This is a genomic window from Desulfatitalea tepidiphila, assembly GCF_001293685.1.
Taxonomy (GTDB): Bacteria; Desulfobacterota; Desulfobacteria; order Desulfobacterales; family Desulfosarcinaceae; genus Desulfatitalea; species Desulfatitalea tepidiphila.
Genome location: NZ_BCAG01000003.1, coordinates 2,539,963 through 2,558,641 on the forward strand (window position 1 = coordinate 2,539,963; position 18,679 = coordinate 2,558,641).

18 protein-coding genes are annotated in these 18,679 nt (G+C 55.7%); 6 read left to right on the forward strand and 12 right to left on the reverse strand.

Annotated elements, in window-relative coordinates; translation table 11 throughout:
• Positions 1-14 precede the first annotated feature (14 nt).
• The 8 genes from DFT_RS15855 to DFT_RS15890 all read right to left on the reverse strand — a co-directional run bounded on the left by DFT_RS15855 (position 15) and on the right by DFT_RS15890 (position 6,845).
• On the reverse strand, positions 15-764 hold the full coding sequence (locus tag DFT_RS15855) for a DUF481 domain-containing protein (protein ID WP_054032119.1): 750 nt from the start codon (positions 762-764) through the stop codon (positions 15-17).
• A 38-nt stretch (positions 765-802) separates the two neighbouring features.
• Positions 803-1,618, reverse strand: coding sequence for a tellurite resistance TerB family protein (locus DFT_RS27010; RefSeq protein WP_054032120.1), 816 nt, complete (start codon positions 1,616-1,618; stop codon positions 803-805).
• A 34-nt stretch (positions 1,619-1,652) separates the two neighbouring features.
• A complete protein-coding gene (gene lysM, locus DFT_RS15865; protein WP_054032121.1) occupies positions 1,653-2,084 on the reverse strand; it encodes a peptidoglycan-binding protein LysM in 432 nt (143 codons plus the stop codon).
• Between the two features lie 122 nt (positions 2,085-2,206).
• Positions 2,207-2,653 carry a large conductance mechanosensitive channel protein MscL gene (mscL, locus tag DFT_RS15870; protein ID WP_054032122.1) on the reverse strand — a complete coding sequence of 149 codons (447 nt, stop codon included), beginning with the start codon at positions 2,651-2,653 and terminating at the stop codon, positions 2,207-2,209.
• Between the two features lie 20 nt (positions 2,654-2,673).
• Positions 2,674-3,018, reverse strand: a complete 345-nt coding sequence (locus DFT_RS15875) for a putative quinol monooxygenase (protein ID WP_054032123.1) — start codon at positions 3,016-3,018, stop codon at positions 2,674-2,676.
• A 304-nt stretch (positions 3,019-3,322) separates the two neighbouring features.
• Positions 3,323-4,945, reverse strand: a complete 1,623-nt coding sequence (locus DFT_RS15880) for a pyridoxal-dependent decarboxylase (RefSeq protein WP_054032124.1) — start codon at positions 4,943-4,945, stop codon at positions 3,323-3,325.
• A 134-nt stretch (positions 4,946-5,079) separates the two neighbouring features.
• Positions 5,080-5,877 carry a CoA-transferase subunit beta gene (locus DFT_RS15885; protein WP_054032125.1) on the reverse strand — a complete coding sequence of 266 codons (798 nt, stop codon included), beginning with the start codon at positions 5,875-5,877 and terminating at the stop codon, positions 5,080-5,082.
• An 8-nt stretch (positions 5,878-5,885) separates the two neighbouring features.
• The gene (locus DFT_RS15890) at positions 5,886-6,845 is read right to left on the reverse strand and encodes a CoA transferase subunit A (protein WP_200907067.1); all 960 of its coding nucleotides are present in this window, start codon (positions 6,843-6,845) and stop codon (positions 5,886-5,888) included.
• Between the two features lie 294 nt (positions 6,846-7,139).
• Between DFT_RS15890 and DFT_RS15895 the strand changes: the two genes are divergently transcribed.
• The 4 genes from DFT_RS15895 (at position 7,140) to DFT_RS15910 (ending at position 10,402) form a co-directional block, all read left to right on the forward strand.
• Positions 7,140-7,637, forward strand: coding sequence for a hypothetical protein (locus tag DFT_RS15895; RefSeq protein WP_054032127.1), 498 nt, complete (start codon positions 7,140-7,142; stop codon positions 7,635-7,637).
• Positions 7,638-7,838: 201 nt separating this feature from the next.
• Entirely contained in the window at positions 7,839-8,210 is a 372-nt protein-coding gene (locus tag DFT_RS15900; protein ID WP_054032128.1) for a hypothetical protein, read from the forward strand.
• 139 nt (positions 8,211-8,349) lie between these two features.
• Positions 8,350-9,585: a Fic family protein gene (locus tag DFT_RS15905; protein ID WP_054032129.1), complete on the forward strand. Its 1,236-nt coding sequence runs from the start codon at positions 8,350-8,352 to the stop codon at positions 9,583-9,585.
• A 10-nt stretch (positions 9,586-9,595) separates the two neighbouring features.
• Positions 9,596-10,402, forward strand: coding sequence for an alpha/beta fold hydrolase (locus DFT_RS15910; RefSeq protein WP_054032130.1), 807 nt, complete (start codon positions 9,596-9,598; stop codon positions 10,400-10,402).
• On the opposite strand, the gene DFT_RS15915 is transcribed toward DFT_RS15910, so the two are convergent.
• Together DFT_RS15915 and DFT_RS15920 are read right to left on the reverse strand one after the other, a co-directional pair.
• On the reverse strand, positions 10,399-11,541 hold the full coding sequence (locus DFT_RS15915) for a YibE/F family protein (RefSeq protein ID WP_054032131.1): 1,143 nt from the start codon (positions 11,539-11,541) through the stop codon (positions 10,399-10,401). The two genes, DFT_RS15910 and DFT_RS15915, sit on opposite strands and share 4 nt — an antisense overlap.
• Positions 11,542-11,625: 84 nt before the next feature.
• Entirely contained in the window at positions 11,626-13,188 is a 1,563-nt protein-coding gene (locus tag DFT_RS15920; RefSeq protein WP_054032132.1) for an alkaline phosphatase, read from the reverse strand.
• Between the two features lie 389 nt (positions 13,189-13,577).
• On the opposite strand from DFT_RS15920, the gene DFT_RS27015 reads away from it, so the two are divergent.
• On the forward strand, positions 13,578-13,712 hold the full coding sequence (locus DFT_RS27015; protein WP_268750679.1) for a hypothetical protein: 135 nt from the start codon (positions 13,578-13,580) through the stop codon (positions 13,710-13,712).
• A gap of 36 nt (positions 13,713-13,748) precedes the next feature.
• On the opposite strand, the gene DFT_RS15925 is transcribed toward DFT_RS27015, so the two are convergent.
• Together DFT_RS15925 and DFT_RS15930 are read right to left on the reverse strand one after the other, a co-directional pair.
• Positions 13,749-14,693: an NADP-dependent oxidoreductase gene (locus tag DFT_RS15925; RefSeq protein WP_054032133.1), complete on the reverse strand. Its 945-nt coding sequence runs from the start codon at positions 14,691-14,693 to the stop codon at positions 13,749-13,751.
• Between the two features lie 37 nt (positions 14,694-14,730).
• Positions 14,731-16,284, reverse strand: coding sequence for a bifunctional GNAT family N-acetyltransferase/carbon-nitrogen hydrolase family protein (locus DFT_RS15930; protein ID WP_054032134.1), 1,554 nt, complete (start codon positions 16,282-16,284; stop codon positions 14,731-14,733).
• Between the two features lie 275 nt (positions 16,285-16,559).
• Here DFT_RS15930 and DFT_RS15940 point away from each other — a divergent pair, with 275 nt between their 5' ends.
• Positions 16,560-18,674: a hybrid sensor histidine kinase/response regulator gene (locus DFT_RS15940; RefSeq protein ID WP_054032136.1), complete on the forward strand. Its 2,115-nt coding sequence runs from the start codon at positions 16,560-16,562 to the stop codon at positions 18,672-18,674.
• Positions 18,675-18,679: the final 5 nt, after the last annotated feature.

Consider the following 18,679-nt stretch of genomic DNA (forward strand, 5'->3'; position numbering starts at 1 on the left):
TTTGCGCAATAAAGTTAAAAGGCAACAACCACCGATGTCGCAAAAATGGTGTCGGTTTTGCTCAAATCAGTGGGTTGCGGGTCGTGGTTATAAAAAACCGAATAAGAAATTTTCAACGCCAGAATATCTGTCAGCGACGTGATTAAGGCCGTTTCGGAGTTCAATTTCCAGGCGTTGCCATCCTCCAGATTCTGCAGGTACTCGACGCCTTGTGAAAATTTGGTCTTTTCGGCAAATTGCCAATCGAATTGAGCGAATAAACGCCCCTCGGCAAACTCTTCAGAATCCACATCGGAAGCCGTGTAATCCTCATAGCTGTAGTTCAAGCCGCCCTCGACGTGCATAAAAAAGGTCGGACCGATTAAAAACCTGTATCCCAGCCCAGGGCCAATGCCGATGCGGTGGTCAAATCCGGCATAGGTATCGCGAAGCCAGCTTCCAAGCCCATAGGCATACCACCGATCCGTGATGGAATAGTCTCCCCTGAGCGTCGTGAAATATCTTTCGGTCTCCGTTTCGTCGTCGGCCTCATTGTATATTGCCCCGATTATCCATGATGCCGCCCACTTGTCACTGAACTTGTATTTCATTTCATTTTTACCGGCCAGACTCAGCGTGTCCGTGTTACCGGTGGTATTGACCAACGATATACTGGTCTCGTTTGAAAAGGGATTTTCTTCTGCCTTGTTTTGCTCTTCGGCATAGGCATGTTCCCAAAGACCAAGGGCACACAGACACACTAAAAGAATTATCGTTTTCCGCATCAATCTACCCGTCCTTTGTTAAACAGAATTCAATCGTTTTACAGCCCCACCATTTGCTCTACTTTTTTGATCACATCCGGGGCCAAGCCCAAACCGGATGCAAGCTCCGCCATGTAGGCCCTCTCGGCCGGCGTATCCACCTCGATCGCCATGAGCGATGCGGCGAAAATTTCAACCGCCAGTTCCGGCCGACGCCTGCCCGCCAGGATCAGTTCATCTGTTTCCATGGGTTTTTGCATTTGCGTCAATACGTAGCGTTGTTCCTCCGCCCCCGCGCCTGCTTCCTGCAACTTTCCCACGATCCGCTGAATCTCATCCTCATCGATCCGGCCGTCCGCCTTGGCGGCGTTGATCATCGCCTTCAACACCAACTCCGATTGGGTTTCCAACTCACGCCGGTCGGACTCGGTTTGAGGTTCGAGAAGTCCCAGGGGAACTCGTTCCCCGCCTTGGCCACTGCCTTTGAGGGCCTTAAATGCCATGGCACCCAAGAGCGCCATCACGCCTCCTCCTAAGGCGCCCTTCATGGATTTCCCGCCGCCGCCGAGCAAGGCGCCGGCCAGGGCGCCCAGACCACCGAGGGCCAAGTTGTTTTTACCGCCCGCAGCTTTCCCAGCCTGGTTCAATACATCTCCAAGCATACCGCCCAACCCGCCACCGCCGCCACCACCACCGCCTATTGCGCCGGAAAGGAGATCCCCGAGTCCTCCGCCTCCGCCGGCTTTTCCGCCAAGCATGCCGCCCAGGCTATCAAGAAGCCCACCGCCGCCGCCCATGGCGTTCTTCAGCCGCTGATGGGACGAAGGCGCCATTCCGGATTGCATCAACGCTCCTAAGAGGTCGCCGATTCCCATTTTTTATCCCCCTCTCAATTTTTGAGATAAAGCTTCAGCCTAAAGGAATGCGAATTTTTTGACCCGGATAAATGAGGTTCGCATCCTTGATCACTTCCCGATTGGCCTCAAAAATCTTGGGATAGTCATTGGCCTTCCCGTAAAATTGCTTGGCAATGGCAGACAAGGTATCTCCCTTTTTAATGATGTAGTACTCCACCTTTTCCTTGGCCGGCGGGGCTTGCAGTCCGTCGACCTTGACATCCGACACCCCTTTCACATTGCCTGCCAGCAGTACGGCCTTTTCCATGGCTTCCGCACTGGCCGCTTGACCTGAAAGGGCGACGACGCCATCATTGAACTCCACCGTCAAACCTGAAATCCCGGGGTTCGCCGCCTCGATGTGTTGCTTGATTTTTTCAGCGGCTTCCGCGTCACGGTTAAACAATTTGTTTCCGATCTCTTTTACAAAATCAAATAATCCCATGATATCATCCCCTTATGTTGTGGGTACAAAAAACAAGCCATAGGCCGGGCCGAAAACCCGCCTATCTATTCTTCTCCTATGTTAGGACAAATCGTCTGCCCGCTGACAGCCCAGGACAACAGCTAAAGAGTGGAAGTGCATTGGGGGCATTTGGTCGCCTTGATCGGTATCGTAGAGTAACAGTAAGGACACTCTTTGGTCGTGGGCGCGGCGGCCGGCGCTTCTTCCTTGCGCTTCAGCGAATTCATGCCTTTGACCAGCAGAAACACCGAAAAGGCGACAATCAAAAAACTGACGATAGTATTTAAAAAAGCACCATAGCTCAATGTAACGGCACCGGCCTCCTTGGCTGCCGCAAGCGTAAGATAGGGTCCTGCGGTAGCGCCTTCTTTAAGCGTGACAAACAGATCGGAAAAGTCGACACTGCCCAGGAGCAAACCGATGGGCGGCATGATCACATCATCCACGAGGGACTTGACGATGGTCCCGAAAGCGGCGCCGATAATAATGCCCACGGCCATGTCCACGACGTTGCCCCGCATTGCAAATTCCTTGAATTCCTTGAACATGTCGCTTCTCCTTCTTTGATTTAGTTCGTCTGCTTGTTGTCGGTGAATCCATCGAAGCCGTAGAGCCTTAACCCGTCTCCACGATCGTTAATCGCGTCATACTTGACATCCGCCTCGGCACACAGCGTCCTGAGGGCTCCGAGCAGGACCCTGAATCCCTCTTTGTCGGTATAGCTTCGCAGGTTCTCTTCTTTTTCCCATTCATCAATGAGGACCAAATGGGTCGTATCTTCCTTGCACTCATAGACACGCGATGCGCAGATGCCTCGTTCCAAGAGCCTGTCCCTTTGCAGGGAACGCATCGCGTCCAGCAGTTCACCCCGCTTTTCTGGCCGCACTCTCGCAACGACTGTCATCCGTACCATGGTCTCACCGCCTGTTGTGTTGAAAAGCCCTCCTGAATTGAAACTATCGCAATATGCTTGCCGTTGCCTAAATCGACATCAATAAAGAAACATCTTATTGATTTTGATAGTTAATAATTATGACAAGGGTTATTTTTGATCGTCTCTGACGAGCTGCGGAAACCGTGAAACTTTAAGGTTTCCGTTATATTTCACGGTATCCGCTCCATTAAACGACCAATGGGGAGGACTTCAATCAAAGAGGCCTCCCTGCTTTTCGATGCATGTGGCCAGGTGGTATTCAAGGGGTGCCGGGTATCGCACTCTATGGTCTTGGCAGGGAAGGGGCAATTCGCTCCAGGTAAATATTCTCTTGCTCGGCGAGTATGGACCGCAATATTTCCGGTGTCGTGCGTGGATTCATGATCACTGCTCGAAGCACGACGGTGTCCGGCTGGCCGAAACGCCTCAGGGTGGTACGCGACACAAAACTGTTGCCCGCTTCCCGCTGCAACCGCTGCAGCCGGATATTGATCCGGTTCAGCATATCCAGCGATTTATCTTCATCTATATCGGATGATGCGCGCCACTGCCCGGGTGCGATACGATAGGTGAGAATATTGAGCTCGGGCGCCGTGACCAGCTCGAACATGGGACGCCGACGAATCTCTTCGGCGAACGCACGCGCCGTTTCGATGCCATGGTCGATAAGAAGCGCATATCCTCCAGACCCCATGATGTCCAGGGCGCTGCCCAGAACCAGCGAAGTAGCGGAACGAGAGCCTGCAAGGGAACGGATGCCCAGATCCACCGAACCCGGACGATTGATGTAGGCCGCATGATAGGCCACCGCATCCATGGCTTCCGGATCTTTAAAAAACACCATACCACAGCTCATGGGAAGATAAAACTGCTTATGGCCGTCGATGGTCACGGAATCGGCTCTCTGGATGCCCTCCAGCAGGCCGGCGTAGCGCTGGGAAAGCAATACAGGCCCGCCCCAGGCCGCATCCACATGAAAATGGATGCGATGTTCGCGGCACAGGTCCGCAATGGCGTGGAGTGGATCCACGGCACCCGTTTCCGTGGTACCGGCAATGCCGATGACGGCCAGGACAGCGGTTCCCGTGTCGCGGCGCATCTCTTCTACCACCCGCCTCAATGCCTGGACATCCATCCGGTTGCTGTGGTCGACGGGAATGGGCACCACGGCCTGGCTTCCCAACCCCAGCACGCCGGCCGCCTTGCGTATCGAATAATGGCAGAGTTCCGAAACGAGCACCCTGACCCGCCGGATGCCGCGCGCCTCCATGGCTGCGGCCAACCCCTCCTGTTCGACGCCGGCGTGGCCCGACGAGGGTGAGAACAACCGGTTTCGGGCCACCCATAGGGCGGTGAGGTTGGCCAGGGTCCCATCCTCGACGAACGACCCGAGCGTGCTTTCGGGTTTCTGGACATTGGTGTCGTAAAATTCCTGGTCCAAGCCAAACAACAACCGATGAACCTTGGCCAGAACCTGTCGTTCGTAGACGCTCACCACTTTGGAAGTCTCCAGTTTGACGGGGTTCTGATTCAAGGCGGCAACAATGGTGCTCAGGTGGACCATGAAAAACGGAATCGCCGATGTCATGTGGCCGACAAAATAGGGTGAAGAGACATTGACGGCGTGGGGAGCGATCTCCTCGATGATCTCGGAAATCACATCGGCCAGCTTTTTGACCGGGCTTCGGGCGATGTCCGATGAGGTAAAGCGGGAGGCCAGCAACCTGAGCGAGATCTCTTCCGTGATCCCGACGTGTTCGCGTAGAAAGTCGTGCAGCCCGAACAGGATTTGTTCCATGTACTTGGTGAGCACCACTCGGGATTGATCATTTTCAGGCCGATGAAATATGCGCTCCAGTGTCTCGCGATTGGCGACCAGCTGCTGCTTCGGATTGTCCTTAACCATGCTTTGCCCACTTTGCCCCTTTGGATCGATGTTCAACCATCACAAAAACAGATACCCCATCACTGTCCTCTTAAAAAATGACCCCTGAATTTAAAATGACAACCATGCAGCACCGGGTGAAGCACTCCGTCCGATCAGGTGTTGCCTGCTGCAGCCTGCGGTTTCGGCATCGGCCCCAGGATCAGGCGTTGCGGGTCTACGCTGCTGCGCAACGTGGCCAGTTCACTCTCAGAGGGAGGGGATGCCATTCTGGCCCTCGAAATGTCCAAATCGAATCCTGTTTCCGAGGCCACTTTTCCAGGGTCGGTGAAGGGATAATATTCATCGAGATACATCATTTTGGTGTGTTCATCGAATTTCATCACGCATAGATTGGTGACCACCGCTATCGGCCCGCCGCGGTCGAATCCTGCTTGACGCCGGGAGTCGCCGCCGGTCAGCCAGCCGGGACTCGTAAAATAGTCAAGTTTCTCTACAAACCGCTGGCGTTGGTGCTGCATGAAAATAATCACCCCATAAGCCATGCTGGCGGCATCACAAGCCCCGCCCGACCCGGGAAACCGCTGCCGGGGATGCTCATAGCTACCCAGAAGGGTTGAATTCAGGTTGCCGTAACAATCAATCTGGGCCGCCCCCAAAAAAGCGATCGTCCGGAACTTCGAGTGACCCAGCAGACTGAGCGCGTCGACCAGGCTGGTGTTGATCGAGGTGCCCACCATGACGCGAGGGTCGGCAACGGCCAGGGGAAGTTCGTCCAAGCTGGGATCGATGCCACCGGTTTCAAAGAAGACGACGGCCTCCGGGGCATGGATGCGCTTGGCTACCGTTGCCGCCAGCATGCTCAACCCCGTACCGGCGAACAATATGTCTCCGTTTTTGACAAGCCGGCCGGCACTCAGGGCCATTATCTCGTTGGCAGTATAATTTTCCATGGTTGGTCCTATCGTCGATCCAGTCCCGGAGCGTATCCCAAAGCTGAATTCGCCTTTATTTTCAAAATGTTCCTGATACCCACCTTCTCCAGATACGCTTCCTGGCTGTCCAGGGAATACACCCATTCGTTCAGATAGTCGGCGAAGCGATCGTCCTCACGGGCCATGTTTTTAAAGAGATTCAAATGCACGGGATCGTAATCGTAAAACTTGTGGCACGCCGTGGGGTGGGCACCGAAAGGAGCGACAATGACGGCGTCCACCATGAAATGCGGCAGGCTGTTCTGATCCGGTTCCTGACGGATAATATCCTCCGGTATGATCTCCTCGCAGGTAACGATCACGGTTTTGGCCGCTTTCGCCTGCTCGATATCGGCGAAGGAGAGGCCGCAGATACGGCAGGTTCCCTCATCCCCGACAAATTGGGCATGCAGGATGGCGACATCCGGTTTGAGCGGCGGCAACACGATGACCTCGCCGCCGTTCGGGTCAAGCGGATCATCGATGATTTTCAGCTTGTGCTCCGGTACCCGGTCTTTTCCGCGGCATGCGGCGGAAAAGCCGGAGCGTCGGACGATATCGGTATTGAGACCGGATTTGGTAGCCACAAACGGCAACCCCATGGCGCCGGCCAGGAAACGGAGTGTCATGTGGAAATTCGAATAGTCTTCTACCTCGATGGTTTTATCCAGAAACGCCTTTTTGAAGCGATGCCCGGTTGGCGCGAATCGTGCCACGCCGCCGTATGCCAGTTCGACGCGCTTCACACATCCGGCGCCGATCAGCAGTTCCATTCCCTGTCCATGGGAGTGAACGACGAGATAGAGGTCTTTGATTTTCTGCCTGATGATCTCGCGAATCATCAGCATTGGATTCCGGTTCACGGTAAATCCGCCGAGGGCGATCTGGTCGCCATCCTTGATGTACTTCCCGACGGCGTCCGCAGCACTCATCCTGTTCAGGGCCATCATCATTCCTTGGGTTGAATTTTTAAATCCGATTTCCTATCAGCACACCACCAGTCCGACGGATCAGCAGATTCGGAGAATTCGAAGGTACTGGAAAGCGAAAAATAATGCAATATGGTCACGTTTCTTCCAGCGATTCTAACTGAATTCGATTCATTCAACCGGGCTCGGGTGGAGCAGGTGGCCGATGCCGTATTGACGGTTGAAAGGCCCAGCTGATATAGATTTGTGCAAACGAATGGTTGGCATCCTATTGGACACGCATCATGGCATCACGCGCTGAGGGGGAGATGTATGGGAAAGATCAGTAAGTGCAAATTAACTTGGCAACCATCGAATTCAGAAGAGGTCATCGGTTATCGGCTCTATTGGTCCAAAGGGGATCGGGTCAACTACGATTCCAACTTTTTCGAGCTGGGAAAGGTTCGCGAAGTCTGCCTGCCCGATGTGCTGAAGCTGGATACTCGTTATGAAACGAGCATCATGTTGGGGATTACAGCGGTGGATATCGAAGGAAACGAATCGGATATGGTCACCCTCCCCGCGCCCTACCGCACCAAGGTTCCGCCTCCGCCTTCCGACCTGGAAATTTCAACGACCGATGACATCACGGCGATGGAGGAGGACAACGCTGATCGGCCACCATCCCACCCTGATTCAACAAGGCCAAACCCTGAGGTCGACCCCCAACACGTGCAAGGTCCAAGGGCCAGGCCTTTGTCCTTCAACCCCACCGAAAGCAGAATCAAATATTACGATGACGTAGGATATCGAAAACTGGAGATCGACTGAAAGCGGAGCGATGACGCCGTAGATATCGCCTCCTGAGCGACGGTTTTGATCGGTTCAAGGACCCGAATATAGGTCTCTGGGCGCAGGAACCTTGCGCTGAACGAAATTTATAAGCCCTGCCTTGACACCATCAGGATTTGGTGCCATCAAAAAGAAAGTCCCGCCTCACCTTCACCTATCAAATCAAAGGAGTCCAATATCATGAAAGTGATCGCCTATCTACTGGGTGTGGGAAGCATCGCCGGTTTCTCCTGCCTGATTCTTTACACGACCGCCACCGTGGAGATGCTCAAAGGGTTATTTCAAAAATATCCGCCGAAATACATCGCAGCCGTACCCGCAGTGCTTGGCGTGTTGTTTTTGATATCCGGTTCGGCCGTCGTCTATCCGTGGATCTTTCGTTTGATCGGCCTTCTGGCCATCGGAAAAGGCGTGTTGGCCTACACCGACCCCCAGAAGATCTTCAGCCGCATGACCCAGTGGTATTTTGAAAAAGTTTCCGAGCAGGGCCAGCGCATGTTCGGCATCATTGGCGTCATCCTCGGAACCGCCATCCTGAGCTGGGTGCAATAAGCGGACATAGATCCGGACATATTTACCGGAAATAAATGGGATAAAAACACTCATATTTTTATAATATGCCTTTATTTTTTATTTTTTTTAGAATATAATTTCCCATTAAACTGGACATGAAACCGGACATCGGAGTCGTATGGCCACTCACCTCCTCGACCTCTCCTTCGACCCGGCGATACCACGCCGACGGCTGGGTGAGCTGAAGGACATGGCCCAGGAGGTGGTCATCGCCTCATCAACCCTGGAGGGCCGCATCGCCGTCCGCACGGCTGCGGCCCTCGGCGATCGCTTACGCTTTCTCAACAGCTACCACTCCAATTTGATCGAAGGGCACAAGACCTCCATCCTGGACATCGAGGCCGCCTTGCAGCAGGACTTTTCGGGCGACGAACAGAAACGCTATGCCCAGGAGTTGTGCGCGGCCCATGTGCGGGCAGAACGCGTCCTGATGGCCGAGGTCCTGGAGACCCCTCCGGTCAACATCTGCGCCGAAGATTTCGTGAGCCGGATTCACCGGACCATCTATGAACAGTTGCCCTCCCACCATCTCTTCGTCCATGACCAGGGCGGTTTTACGCGCCATGCAGTTCTTCCTGGACAGATGCGCGACGGCCAGGTCTCTCTGGATGGCGGCCTGACGCCCCACGGGCCCTCCGCCGACCGGTTGCCCGCCACGTTTGCCGAATTCAGCCGGGCTTACGATCCGGTCAACTTTCACGGCGACGAGCGTTTGATCGCCATCGCCGCGAGTCACCACCGCCTGGTATGGCTCCACCCTTTCCGCGATGGCAACGGCCGCGTCACTCGGCTCTTTTCCGGTTTATACCTGGCGCACGCCGGCATCAACCGAAGCAATCTATGGTCCCTGTCGCGCGGGTTTTCTAGAGATAAGCAGTGGTACATGACCAATCTGCGGTCAGCGGATTCACCCGACGAAGATCGGAAGGGATTCGACCAGGACTATTTCGCCGATTTCTGCCTCTACTTCCTGGAGGTTTGCCTGGATCAAATCCGGTTCATGGACAAAATCCTCGGTTTGAACCGAATCGATGCCCGTATCGAAGGCTACATCCGGGACCGCGACAAGACACGAGGCGCGACGGACCCGTTGGATCAACGCTCCGCCAAGCTGCTCAAGGCGCTTTTCCTGCAGGGCGAAGTGCCGAGGGGGGAGGCTCGATCGATCATGGGCATGGACCATCAAACCGATCGACACGCCCGACGCATCGTCAGCCAGCTGGTTCGGGAGGGACTGGTCTGCTCGTCATCCCACCGCGCGCCATTGACCATCGGCTTTCCAACCCAAGTGCTGCGTTACTATTTTCCGGACATTTTCGACCCCTCGGTCCTGGGAGAGGCAACCGAAGAATAAAGGAGCGACCATGCCTTATATCCACCATGGCAACATCAATTTCTACTACGAATCCACCGGCCAGGGCGATCCGCTGGTCCTGATCCGTGGTCTGGGCAGCAATGCCGACCACTGGTACGCCCAGGTTCCGGATCTGTCCAGACATTATCGGGTCATCACCTTCGACAATCGTGCCATCGCCCGATCCAGTGATCCCGGCGGCGACTTTACGATTCGGGACATGGCCGAAGATGTGGTCGACCTGATGGACGGCCTCGAGATCTCCCGCGCCCATATCCTGGGGCTTTCCATGGGAGGCATGATCGCCCAGGAACTGGCCCTCGGCCACCCCCGGCGGGTCAGGGGATTGATTCTGGTCGTAACCCACTGCGGCGGGTGGCACCAGGTGAAGGCCGAAGACAAGGTGATGGCCGCCGTCGAGCGCATGGCCGTGGATCAGAGCATGGAGGCCCGTCTCGAGGCGGCCGGGGTCTTTTTCGCACCGCAAACCCTTTCCGGGCGTCTATCGGTGGTCCAGGAATATGCCGCGGTCTCCATGAAGCATCCGGCCGACGGCGAAATCCTGCAGCGCCAGATGAAGGCGATTCAAAACCACGATGCCTATGATCGTTTACAACGGATAACGACGCCCACCCTGGTCATGACCGGCGCCGATGATGTGCTGATTCCGCCTGACAATTCGCGGATTCTGGCCGAACGCATCCCCAACGCCGAATTCATCGTGATCCAGGGCGGCGGACACCAGATCCTGATCGAACAACCCGAAGCGTGCAACCGGGCGATCATCGACTTTTTGAAAAAGGTGGATGCCGGCTAGGCGTTTTCACAACCTGGAACCGATGCCGATTCGGCGGTTTTCTGATAAAGCAGACCGGAAACCAGGGCCGTAAACGGCGCCACGGTGACCAGGCCGAAACTGCCCACCAGGATATTGAGCACTTCGGCGGCGACAAAAGGCGCATTGAGCAGGTTTTCCATTGGCAGCCCCTTGGCCATGAAAAGCAGAAACATGGTGATATGGCTGCTCGAATAGGCCAGCAAAAGCGTGGTCGTCATGGTGCCGACTACCGCCCGTCCCACGCGGAGGCCGGAGCGGATGTGTTCCATGACGCCGATGGCCGGATGCTTGCGTTTGATTTCATCCATGCTTGCCGCAACATCCATGGCCAGATCCATGACCGCACCCGATGAAGCGATGAAGACGCTGGCGATGAATATATCGGTCAATCGCAGCTCGATGTATCCCGAATAGAGCAGCGTCTCGGCAAACGGTCGCACGGCGCCGTGCAGTGCAAAGGCCTTGGCGAACCAGACGGCCAGGGTGCAGGTCAACAGGACGCCCATCATTGACCCCAGGAAAGTCGCCACGCCGCGGCGGTTGATACCTCCCACCGAAAAGGTGATCACGGCCGTCAGCAAGGCCACCACGCCCAAACCGCCGGCCAGGGGAGGATAGCCCTGCAGCAGCAAGGGGAAATAGATTTTCCAGAGCACCATGGCGGCAAACACAAAGGAGAGCACGGCCTTCAATCCCGTCACACCGGCAACGGAGACCAACAGCAAACCGAAGAGAACGATCAGCATGGCCTGCCTGCCCAGCCGGTAGTAGCCGCGCGCCACGCCATGGCGCGGCTTTCCGTCAACGACGTCGTATTCCACCAGGATGACCCCACCGGTTTCGTAGAATTCATCGAACTCCATTTTCCCGGTCAACATATTGGTGATGGAAAATTCATCGCCTTTGTGAGGGCCGTCCAGAAGCCGAACCGTGAGCACTTGGGCCTCGGTTCGCACGATCAAATTCTGGCGCACGTGGGTGTTGTCCACTGCGACGATGCGGCCACGGGCATGCATACCACGCTGGGCGGCACTCATCGGCGCCAGGTTCACAAACGCCAGCACCAGGCATATCCCCGCGATGATCAGAGAAAAAAGCCACTCCCTTTTGTTTTCCAACCCTTGATGTCCTTTCCCGAGAAAGCATAACGAAACGGCGCCGTGTCCCACCGGCGCCGTTGGAAAAAAATAAAAGCTCAAGACCTACTTCTCAACGGGCAGTTCCCCGACATCCATCGCCTTGGCCAGCTTTTTGGCGATGTCGGTGTTGTCATAGAAGCCGGCAAACCGCCAGGCTTCACGGCCCTGGGCGAAAAGCGGGACCGGAACGCCGGTGTGGGAATAGGAGGTCCAGCCGATGCTGGCGTTCTCGTTTAAAATGTGGGTGATGGTGACGATGATCGGCTCATACGAGCCATAGAGCAATGTATTCTCGTCGGCGCTATTGTCGTTTGTCCCGCACATGGACTTGTCATAGGCATCTTCGAGTTTTTCCTTTTGGTAAGCGTTCAGCGACGCATAATCGAGGCCGAACACCTCTTTCATGAGAGATATCATTTCGCTGTTGCTCTCCAGGTTGTTGGGAGCTTGATACGCGTAGCCATCGCCATAGTCGGCCTTGTGATCCAGCCACTGATTGGCCCCAAAATAGGTGTAGCTATAATTTTGCGCCATCAATTTGTCGTAGTAGGCCGTATAGGCCGTGGTGGCATGACCGATGGTCATACCGCCGGTCTCATGGTCACCGGTCACCACGATCAGGGTGTCATGCGGATGCTTTCGGTAAAAATCCAAAGCCACGCCGATGGCATTGTCGAAATCGATCATATCGCCGATGGTGGCCACGGCGTCGTTGGCATGGCAGGCCCAATCGATCTTGCCGCCTTCCACCATGATGAAGAACCCGTTGTTGCGACCGGGTCTTCGCCCCCATTTTTTATGCGGCCCTTTTGAATCAGAGTGCAGATTTGCGATGGCCACCTCGGTCATCTCGGCCAGGGACAAATTGTCACTTCCGGAATTTTTCCGATCCACATCATAGGGCATGGCGGAACTGTCCTGCAGCCAGGGATTGATGCACACTACCTTATCCATGGGCTCATCCTTGAGGGCCTCGATGGATGAACGGTCGTTGAGCACCGTGTAGCCGTTGGCCTTCAGAAGATCCCAGACATTGTTGCCGGTATCTCCGCTTCGCGCCGGCCCGGTGGGTGCAACCAGCCCGCCGCCGCCAAAAAACTCGTAGCCCGATTCGGCCAGTTGGGTGGCGATATTGTTCATATACCCGCGATTCGCGACGCTGGCATAATAGGCCGCCGGGGTAGCATGATCCAGGGAAACACTGGAAAGAATGCCCACCTTCATTCCCGCTTCATGCGCCAACTGGGCGATGCTTTTATAGGTGTTCGCCAGATTCTGATCCATGCCGATCGTGCCGCTCTTTGCCTTGAGACCGCATGCGAAAGCGGTGGCCGAAGAAGCCGAATCGGTCATCAGGGCAAAGGCATCGTAGGTGGTCTGCATGCCGGTCACCGGCATTTTACTCATGTTGAGCCTGTTTTCCGGTTTCAATAGATCTTCGGCCAGCCTCGCCGATCCGCCGTTCGAGGTCGTCAAATAGGCTTCGGTGGCCTGAATCTGGGAGCTGGACATACCATCCCCCAGGAAGAAAAAGACATATTTCGGTTGCCCGGCATTGGCAATGGCTCCGACAGCGAGCATTGCAATGGCCAGCATCATCGTGCGGACAGATTTTCTCAACTTCATCCGTGTTCCCCCTCTGTTTAAAAAAATAAATGGATTCGTTCGGTCTTCATCGTTCGATGGCCCATCATCACAACTATCCTTTTGCCTATCCACCCCCCCCTTCCCCAAAAATTCCGGCACCGTAACTCGTTTGGGCAGAACTCTGTTCGGCAGGCCGCGCTGTGAGCAATGCCGAAGGAGTTGGTCAAGGTTTATCAGGGGATGATTAGCGCTGTTTGAAGAAATTATTAAAATTGTGCAAGGAAATGGACTTCGATTTTAATGATCGATAGCCATTACGGTGATGATGCGATCCGGATCTAGTGCGCTAACCGCGCCGCAACGCCGAGGCGGTGATATGTTGAACCACCAGCCTCCCGAAAAAAATCGAGGCGGTGCTCAATGCCGGGATGCAGTCTCTCGGCGGCTTGATGGAGATGGCCACCGGCCGTAAGATCAGCACCGGCGACCCGTCCGGTCAAATGGTGCACATCGACCGGGACACTGGCGAGGTGACGTTGAAGTTCAGGCTGCCAGATCTATGAGCATGTGCTCGAAGTTATCGGGATGCATGCCGGCGGCTAAGGGATGGTAACGACGAGTTTTCCGCGGGTGTGCTTGCTCTCCTGCTGGCGATGGGCGGCAGCGATATCGGCCAGGGGGAAAACCTGTTGGATGACCGGCCGTATCAGGCCGGCCTCGGCCCATTGGCGCACCTGGTCCAGGTCCTCCCGGTCAGCCCGTACGATGACCAGCTTGGCACGCTGCCCCTTTGAATCTCGGGTCCGTTCCACCGCCTCGCCGACCTCGGGCCGCAGCACCGTGGAGACCCACACGCCTTTGGGCGCCAGAATCGGCTGTACGTTGTCGAACAACTGGTTGCCGAACACGTCGAAAAAAATATCGAACCGTTCTTGGCTGCTCGTAATGTCCGTATCATGGTAGTCTATGCAGCGGTTTGCCCCCAGCTCCCTGAGAAATGTGTGGTTTTGTCGGCTGCTGATGGCGGTGACCGTCGCATCGAAGCATTTGGCGATCTGTACGGCCATGCTGCCCACGCCACCCGCGGCACCGTTAATGCAGACATTGAAACCGGACTTGACATGAGCTTCGTCGCGCAAGGCCTGCAACGCCGTCAACGAAACGAGTGGCAGTGCGGCGGCCTCCTCGAAGGAGAGGTTGGCGGGTTTGATGCTCAGTTGGTGGGGTTTGACCGCAAGATACTCGGCACAGGTGCCACCCTCCCAGCCATCGAGCATGCCGTAGACCGGATCGCCCTTCATACAGCCTGCCACGCCGCTTCCCACCTGTGCCACTTCGCCCGAAAAATCGAATCCGGTTCGCATGGGAAACCCGGATCCGGTCAATGCCGCGAAACGCCCTTTTCGGATGAAGGTATCTTTGGGATTGACCGCCGCGGCACGAACACGGACCAGGACCTCACCCTCTCCTGTAGCCGGAATCTCCAAATCTACGATCCGAATCACATCGATATCGCCAAAAGCATGGAACACCGCTGATTTCATCGCACACCACCTGCATCAAGGCCTTATGAATGCCAGGTTAATCTTTCTTCTTGTTGTTGGCCGGTTTCCAGACCACCTCGTAAAGCTCTTTGCGCCGACTGAGCAGGTTCTGGACACTGCCCTGTTGACGCAACTCTTTGAGCAGATCCAGATCCAGGTCCACCATCAGCGTCATCTCCGTGTTGGGCGTCGCCTCGGCGGCGATGGCGTCATGGGGAAAGGCGAAGTCCGAGGGCGTAAAAACGGCCGATTGGGAATACTGGATGTCCATGTTCTCGACTTTCGGCAAATTGCCGACGCTTCCGGAAATGGCCACATAGCATTCGTTTTCGATGGCGCGGGCCTGGGCGCAACGCCGCACGCGCAGGTAGGCGTTCTTAGTGTCGGTCCAGTAAGGGACGAACAGCAGGACCATGCCTTTGTCCACCAGATAGCGGGCCAGTTCCGGAAACTCCACGTCATAGCAGATGAGTATGCCGATTTTGCCGATATCGGTATCGAATATCTTGATCTCCTCGCCGCCCCTGAACCCCCAATACTGCGCCTCGTCGGGTGTGATATGCAGCTTGCGTTGCTCGTCCCAGGTGCCGTCCCGACGGCAAAGGTACGAGACATTGTAGAGCAGGTCTTCTTCTATCACCGGCACGCTGCCGGCGACGATGTTGGTGTTGTAGGAGATGGCCATGCTCACGAAAGCCGCCCGGATCTCTTCGGTATATTCGGCCAGCGAGCGCATGGCCTCGGTGGGGTTTTCCTGATCGAAGTTCTTCAGTAGGGGTGCGTTGAGCAGTTCCGGAAATAAAATCAAGTCCGTGTTGTAGCCGGACATGGCATCCACGAAAAACTCGACCTGATGCATGAAATCTTCCATTGTGTTGAACGGTCGCATCTGCCATTGAACCACGCCGATGCGCGGATAGGACTTGCGGCCGCCGAACAGTTTCTGGCGTTTTTCATAGAAGATATTGCTCCACTCCATCAAAACGCCGTAGGACGCGGATTCGGTATCTTCGGCAATATAGTTTTTCAGGACTTTCTTGATGTGAAAATCATTGGAAAGTTGAAACGACAGCACCGGATCGTAAATCTCATTGGCCTTGACCTTCTGGATATAATCCGACGGCGTCATTTTATCGGCGTGCTCGCCATAACCTGGAATACGGCCGCCGAAGATGATCCCCTTGAGATTCAGCTTCTCGCACAGCTCCTTGCGGGCATCATACAACCGCCGACCGAGACGAAGACCACGATAGCCGGGGTCCACGAAGACGTCGATGCCATACAAGGCGTTTCCGTCCGGATCATGGGCCGTCATCTTGCCTCCGTCGATGACATCCTCATAGGAGTGCCGGCTCTCGAACTCCTCGGCATTCACCAGGATGGCGTGCGCGGCAGCCACGACATGCCCGTTGTCCTCGATGCAGATCTGACCTTCCGGAAAATGCTCGATCAGGGCCCGATACTCATCGGGTTTCCAGGCCCCGCCCATGCCCGGATAGACCCGATCCATGATCTGCTTGATATCGTCGTAATCGTCGAGGGTCAGACCGCGCAGGATGAGTTTATGTTCTATGGTTTCGCTATCGCTCATGGTTAATCTCCAGACTTTTGCCCATCCCCATATGACCAATGGGCCCGATATCGGCGCCGTGTCTGAGACCGGCGGAGAGGGGGCTTCGGACCGACAATATTTGCACTTGATTGCGTCGAATCAGTTAAATACCATAACGATAAACAGATTATTGTGCAACCGCATGGCTCACGTGGCCCTGGCCGCCTGCCTCACCCACGCCAGCCATCCCCGTCGCCGTGCGAGATCGGCAGCGACAAGGATTGACTTTGAGTGATAAAAAGGAGTTCTGCTCATTGAACGAAAGATTCGATTTCCTGCGCCGCCTTCGGGCGATCCTTTTGAACGCACCAGAGAATGTGCCCGGCCGATATCAGCGGTATGGCATCGCCAGTAATTTGCTATTCGTCTTCGCACTGGCCGGCCACACTGCCTATATCCCCGTCCATTGGGCCCTGGGCGCGCCGATCTCGTTGTGGATCAATATCGCCTGTATTCCGACCGATCTGGTCTGTCTGTACCTCAATTATCGCCGCTTTTACGGTCTGGCCTTCACCATCTGGGTCGCGGTCATCACGTCGCACTCCATATACAGCTCGCTGGCATATGGCTGGGCGGCTGGATTTCACTATTATATTCTCAGCCTGACGGTTTTCGTCTTCATCGCCCCGTGGACAAAAGGCATCAAGGTCATGCTCCTGTGCGGTTTGTCCGGTACGTATGTCTGGCTCTACCTTTCGGCGACCCCACCGCTGAAAACACTTGCCGCCGACCTTCAAACGGCCATCGCGACCAGCAACATCATCGTCAACTTCATCCTCCTCGCGTATCTGGCCAGATACGCCATGGTGGCTGCCGAAAAAGCGCAGGAGGCCTTGGAATCGAGCGAAAAGACATTGAAGACCACGCTGGCCGCCTCTCCGGTGGGCATCGCACTCGTTCAACACCGGAACATCTCCTGGGCCAACGAGACGCTATCCCGTATGCTGGGATATGAAAACACCCATGAGGTCCCTGGCGACATCCTTCGCTTCTATCCCCATGCCGAAGACATCCACAAAATGGAACATCTGGCTCACGAACTGGGGCAACCTGAAATCGACCGACCGGACACCGAGGTGATCCGCAAAGACGGCTCCCGCCTCCAATGCCATCTGAAGATTCGGCCCATTACCCCCTCCGATGCCGCCCGGGGTTCCATCGTCGTGGTGATGGACATCACCGACCAAAAGCGCGCCGAGGCGGAAAAAGAAGCGCTTCAGGCCAGATTCCAGAGGGCCCGCAAGATGCAAGCCGTGGGCACCCTTGCCGGCGGCGTGGCCCATGACCTGAACAACATTCTATCCGGAATTTTGAGCTACCCCGATTTGCTGTTGATGCAGATGGCGACGGCGGACCCGATGCGAAAACCACTTGAAACCATCAAACAATGCGGCGAAAAAGCGGCCGCCATCGTGCAGGACCTGCTCACCCTTGCCCGAAGGGGAGTGCCGGTCAACCAGGTCGTAGATGTCAATCGGATCGTAGACGACTACATAGCCAGTCCGGAACATGAAAAAATCATCTCCTATCATCCATTGGTTCGCGTGAGCACCCGATTACCGGAACAGGTCCCCTGCACCTCCGGGTCACCGGTCCATCTGTCAAAAACATTGATGAACCTGGTTGCCAATGCCGCCGAGGCCATGCCCGATGGTGGCGCGTTATCCATCTCCGTAGAATCCCGCCGCCTGACCGAAGCGCATACCGGATATGAAATCATCACCCCTGGCGAATATATCGTTTTATCCGTGGCCGACACCGGTCCGGGAATTTCCGAGGACGATCTGGAACGGATCTTCGAGCCCTTTTACACCAAGAAGGTGATGGGCCGGAGCGGGACGGGGCTTGGACTGGCGGTGGTATGGGGAACGGTGAAAGACAGCGGCGGCTTCGTGGACGTGATCAGCCGGCCCGGGCGAGGCACCCGTTTTGATATCTATTTGCCCGCTACGGCATCGCCGGCGCCCAGCCAGGCCCTTCATCCGCCGCTGGATCCTTATCTTGGCAAGGGGGAACACGTGCTGTTCGTGGACGATGTGGCGGAACAACGCACCATCGCCGTCAGCATGCTCGAAAGCCTGGGGTACCGGGTGAATGCCGCGGCCAGCGGGGAAGAGGCGATCGCCTGGATGCAGAACAATAGGTGCGACCTGCTCATTGTGGACATGATCATGGCACCGGGCATCGACGGTCTGGAAACCTATCAGCGCATCCTTAAAATCCGTCCCGGCCAGAAAGCGATCGTGGCCAGCGGCTTCTCCGAAACCGATCGCGTGTCCCAGGCACTGGCCCTGGGCGCGTCATGCTACCTGCGCAAGCCTTACACCCTCATCGATCTGGCCAAGGCGGTCAGAGAGGCGCTGGCATGACGGTG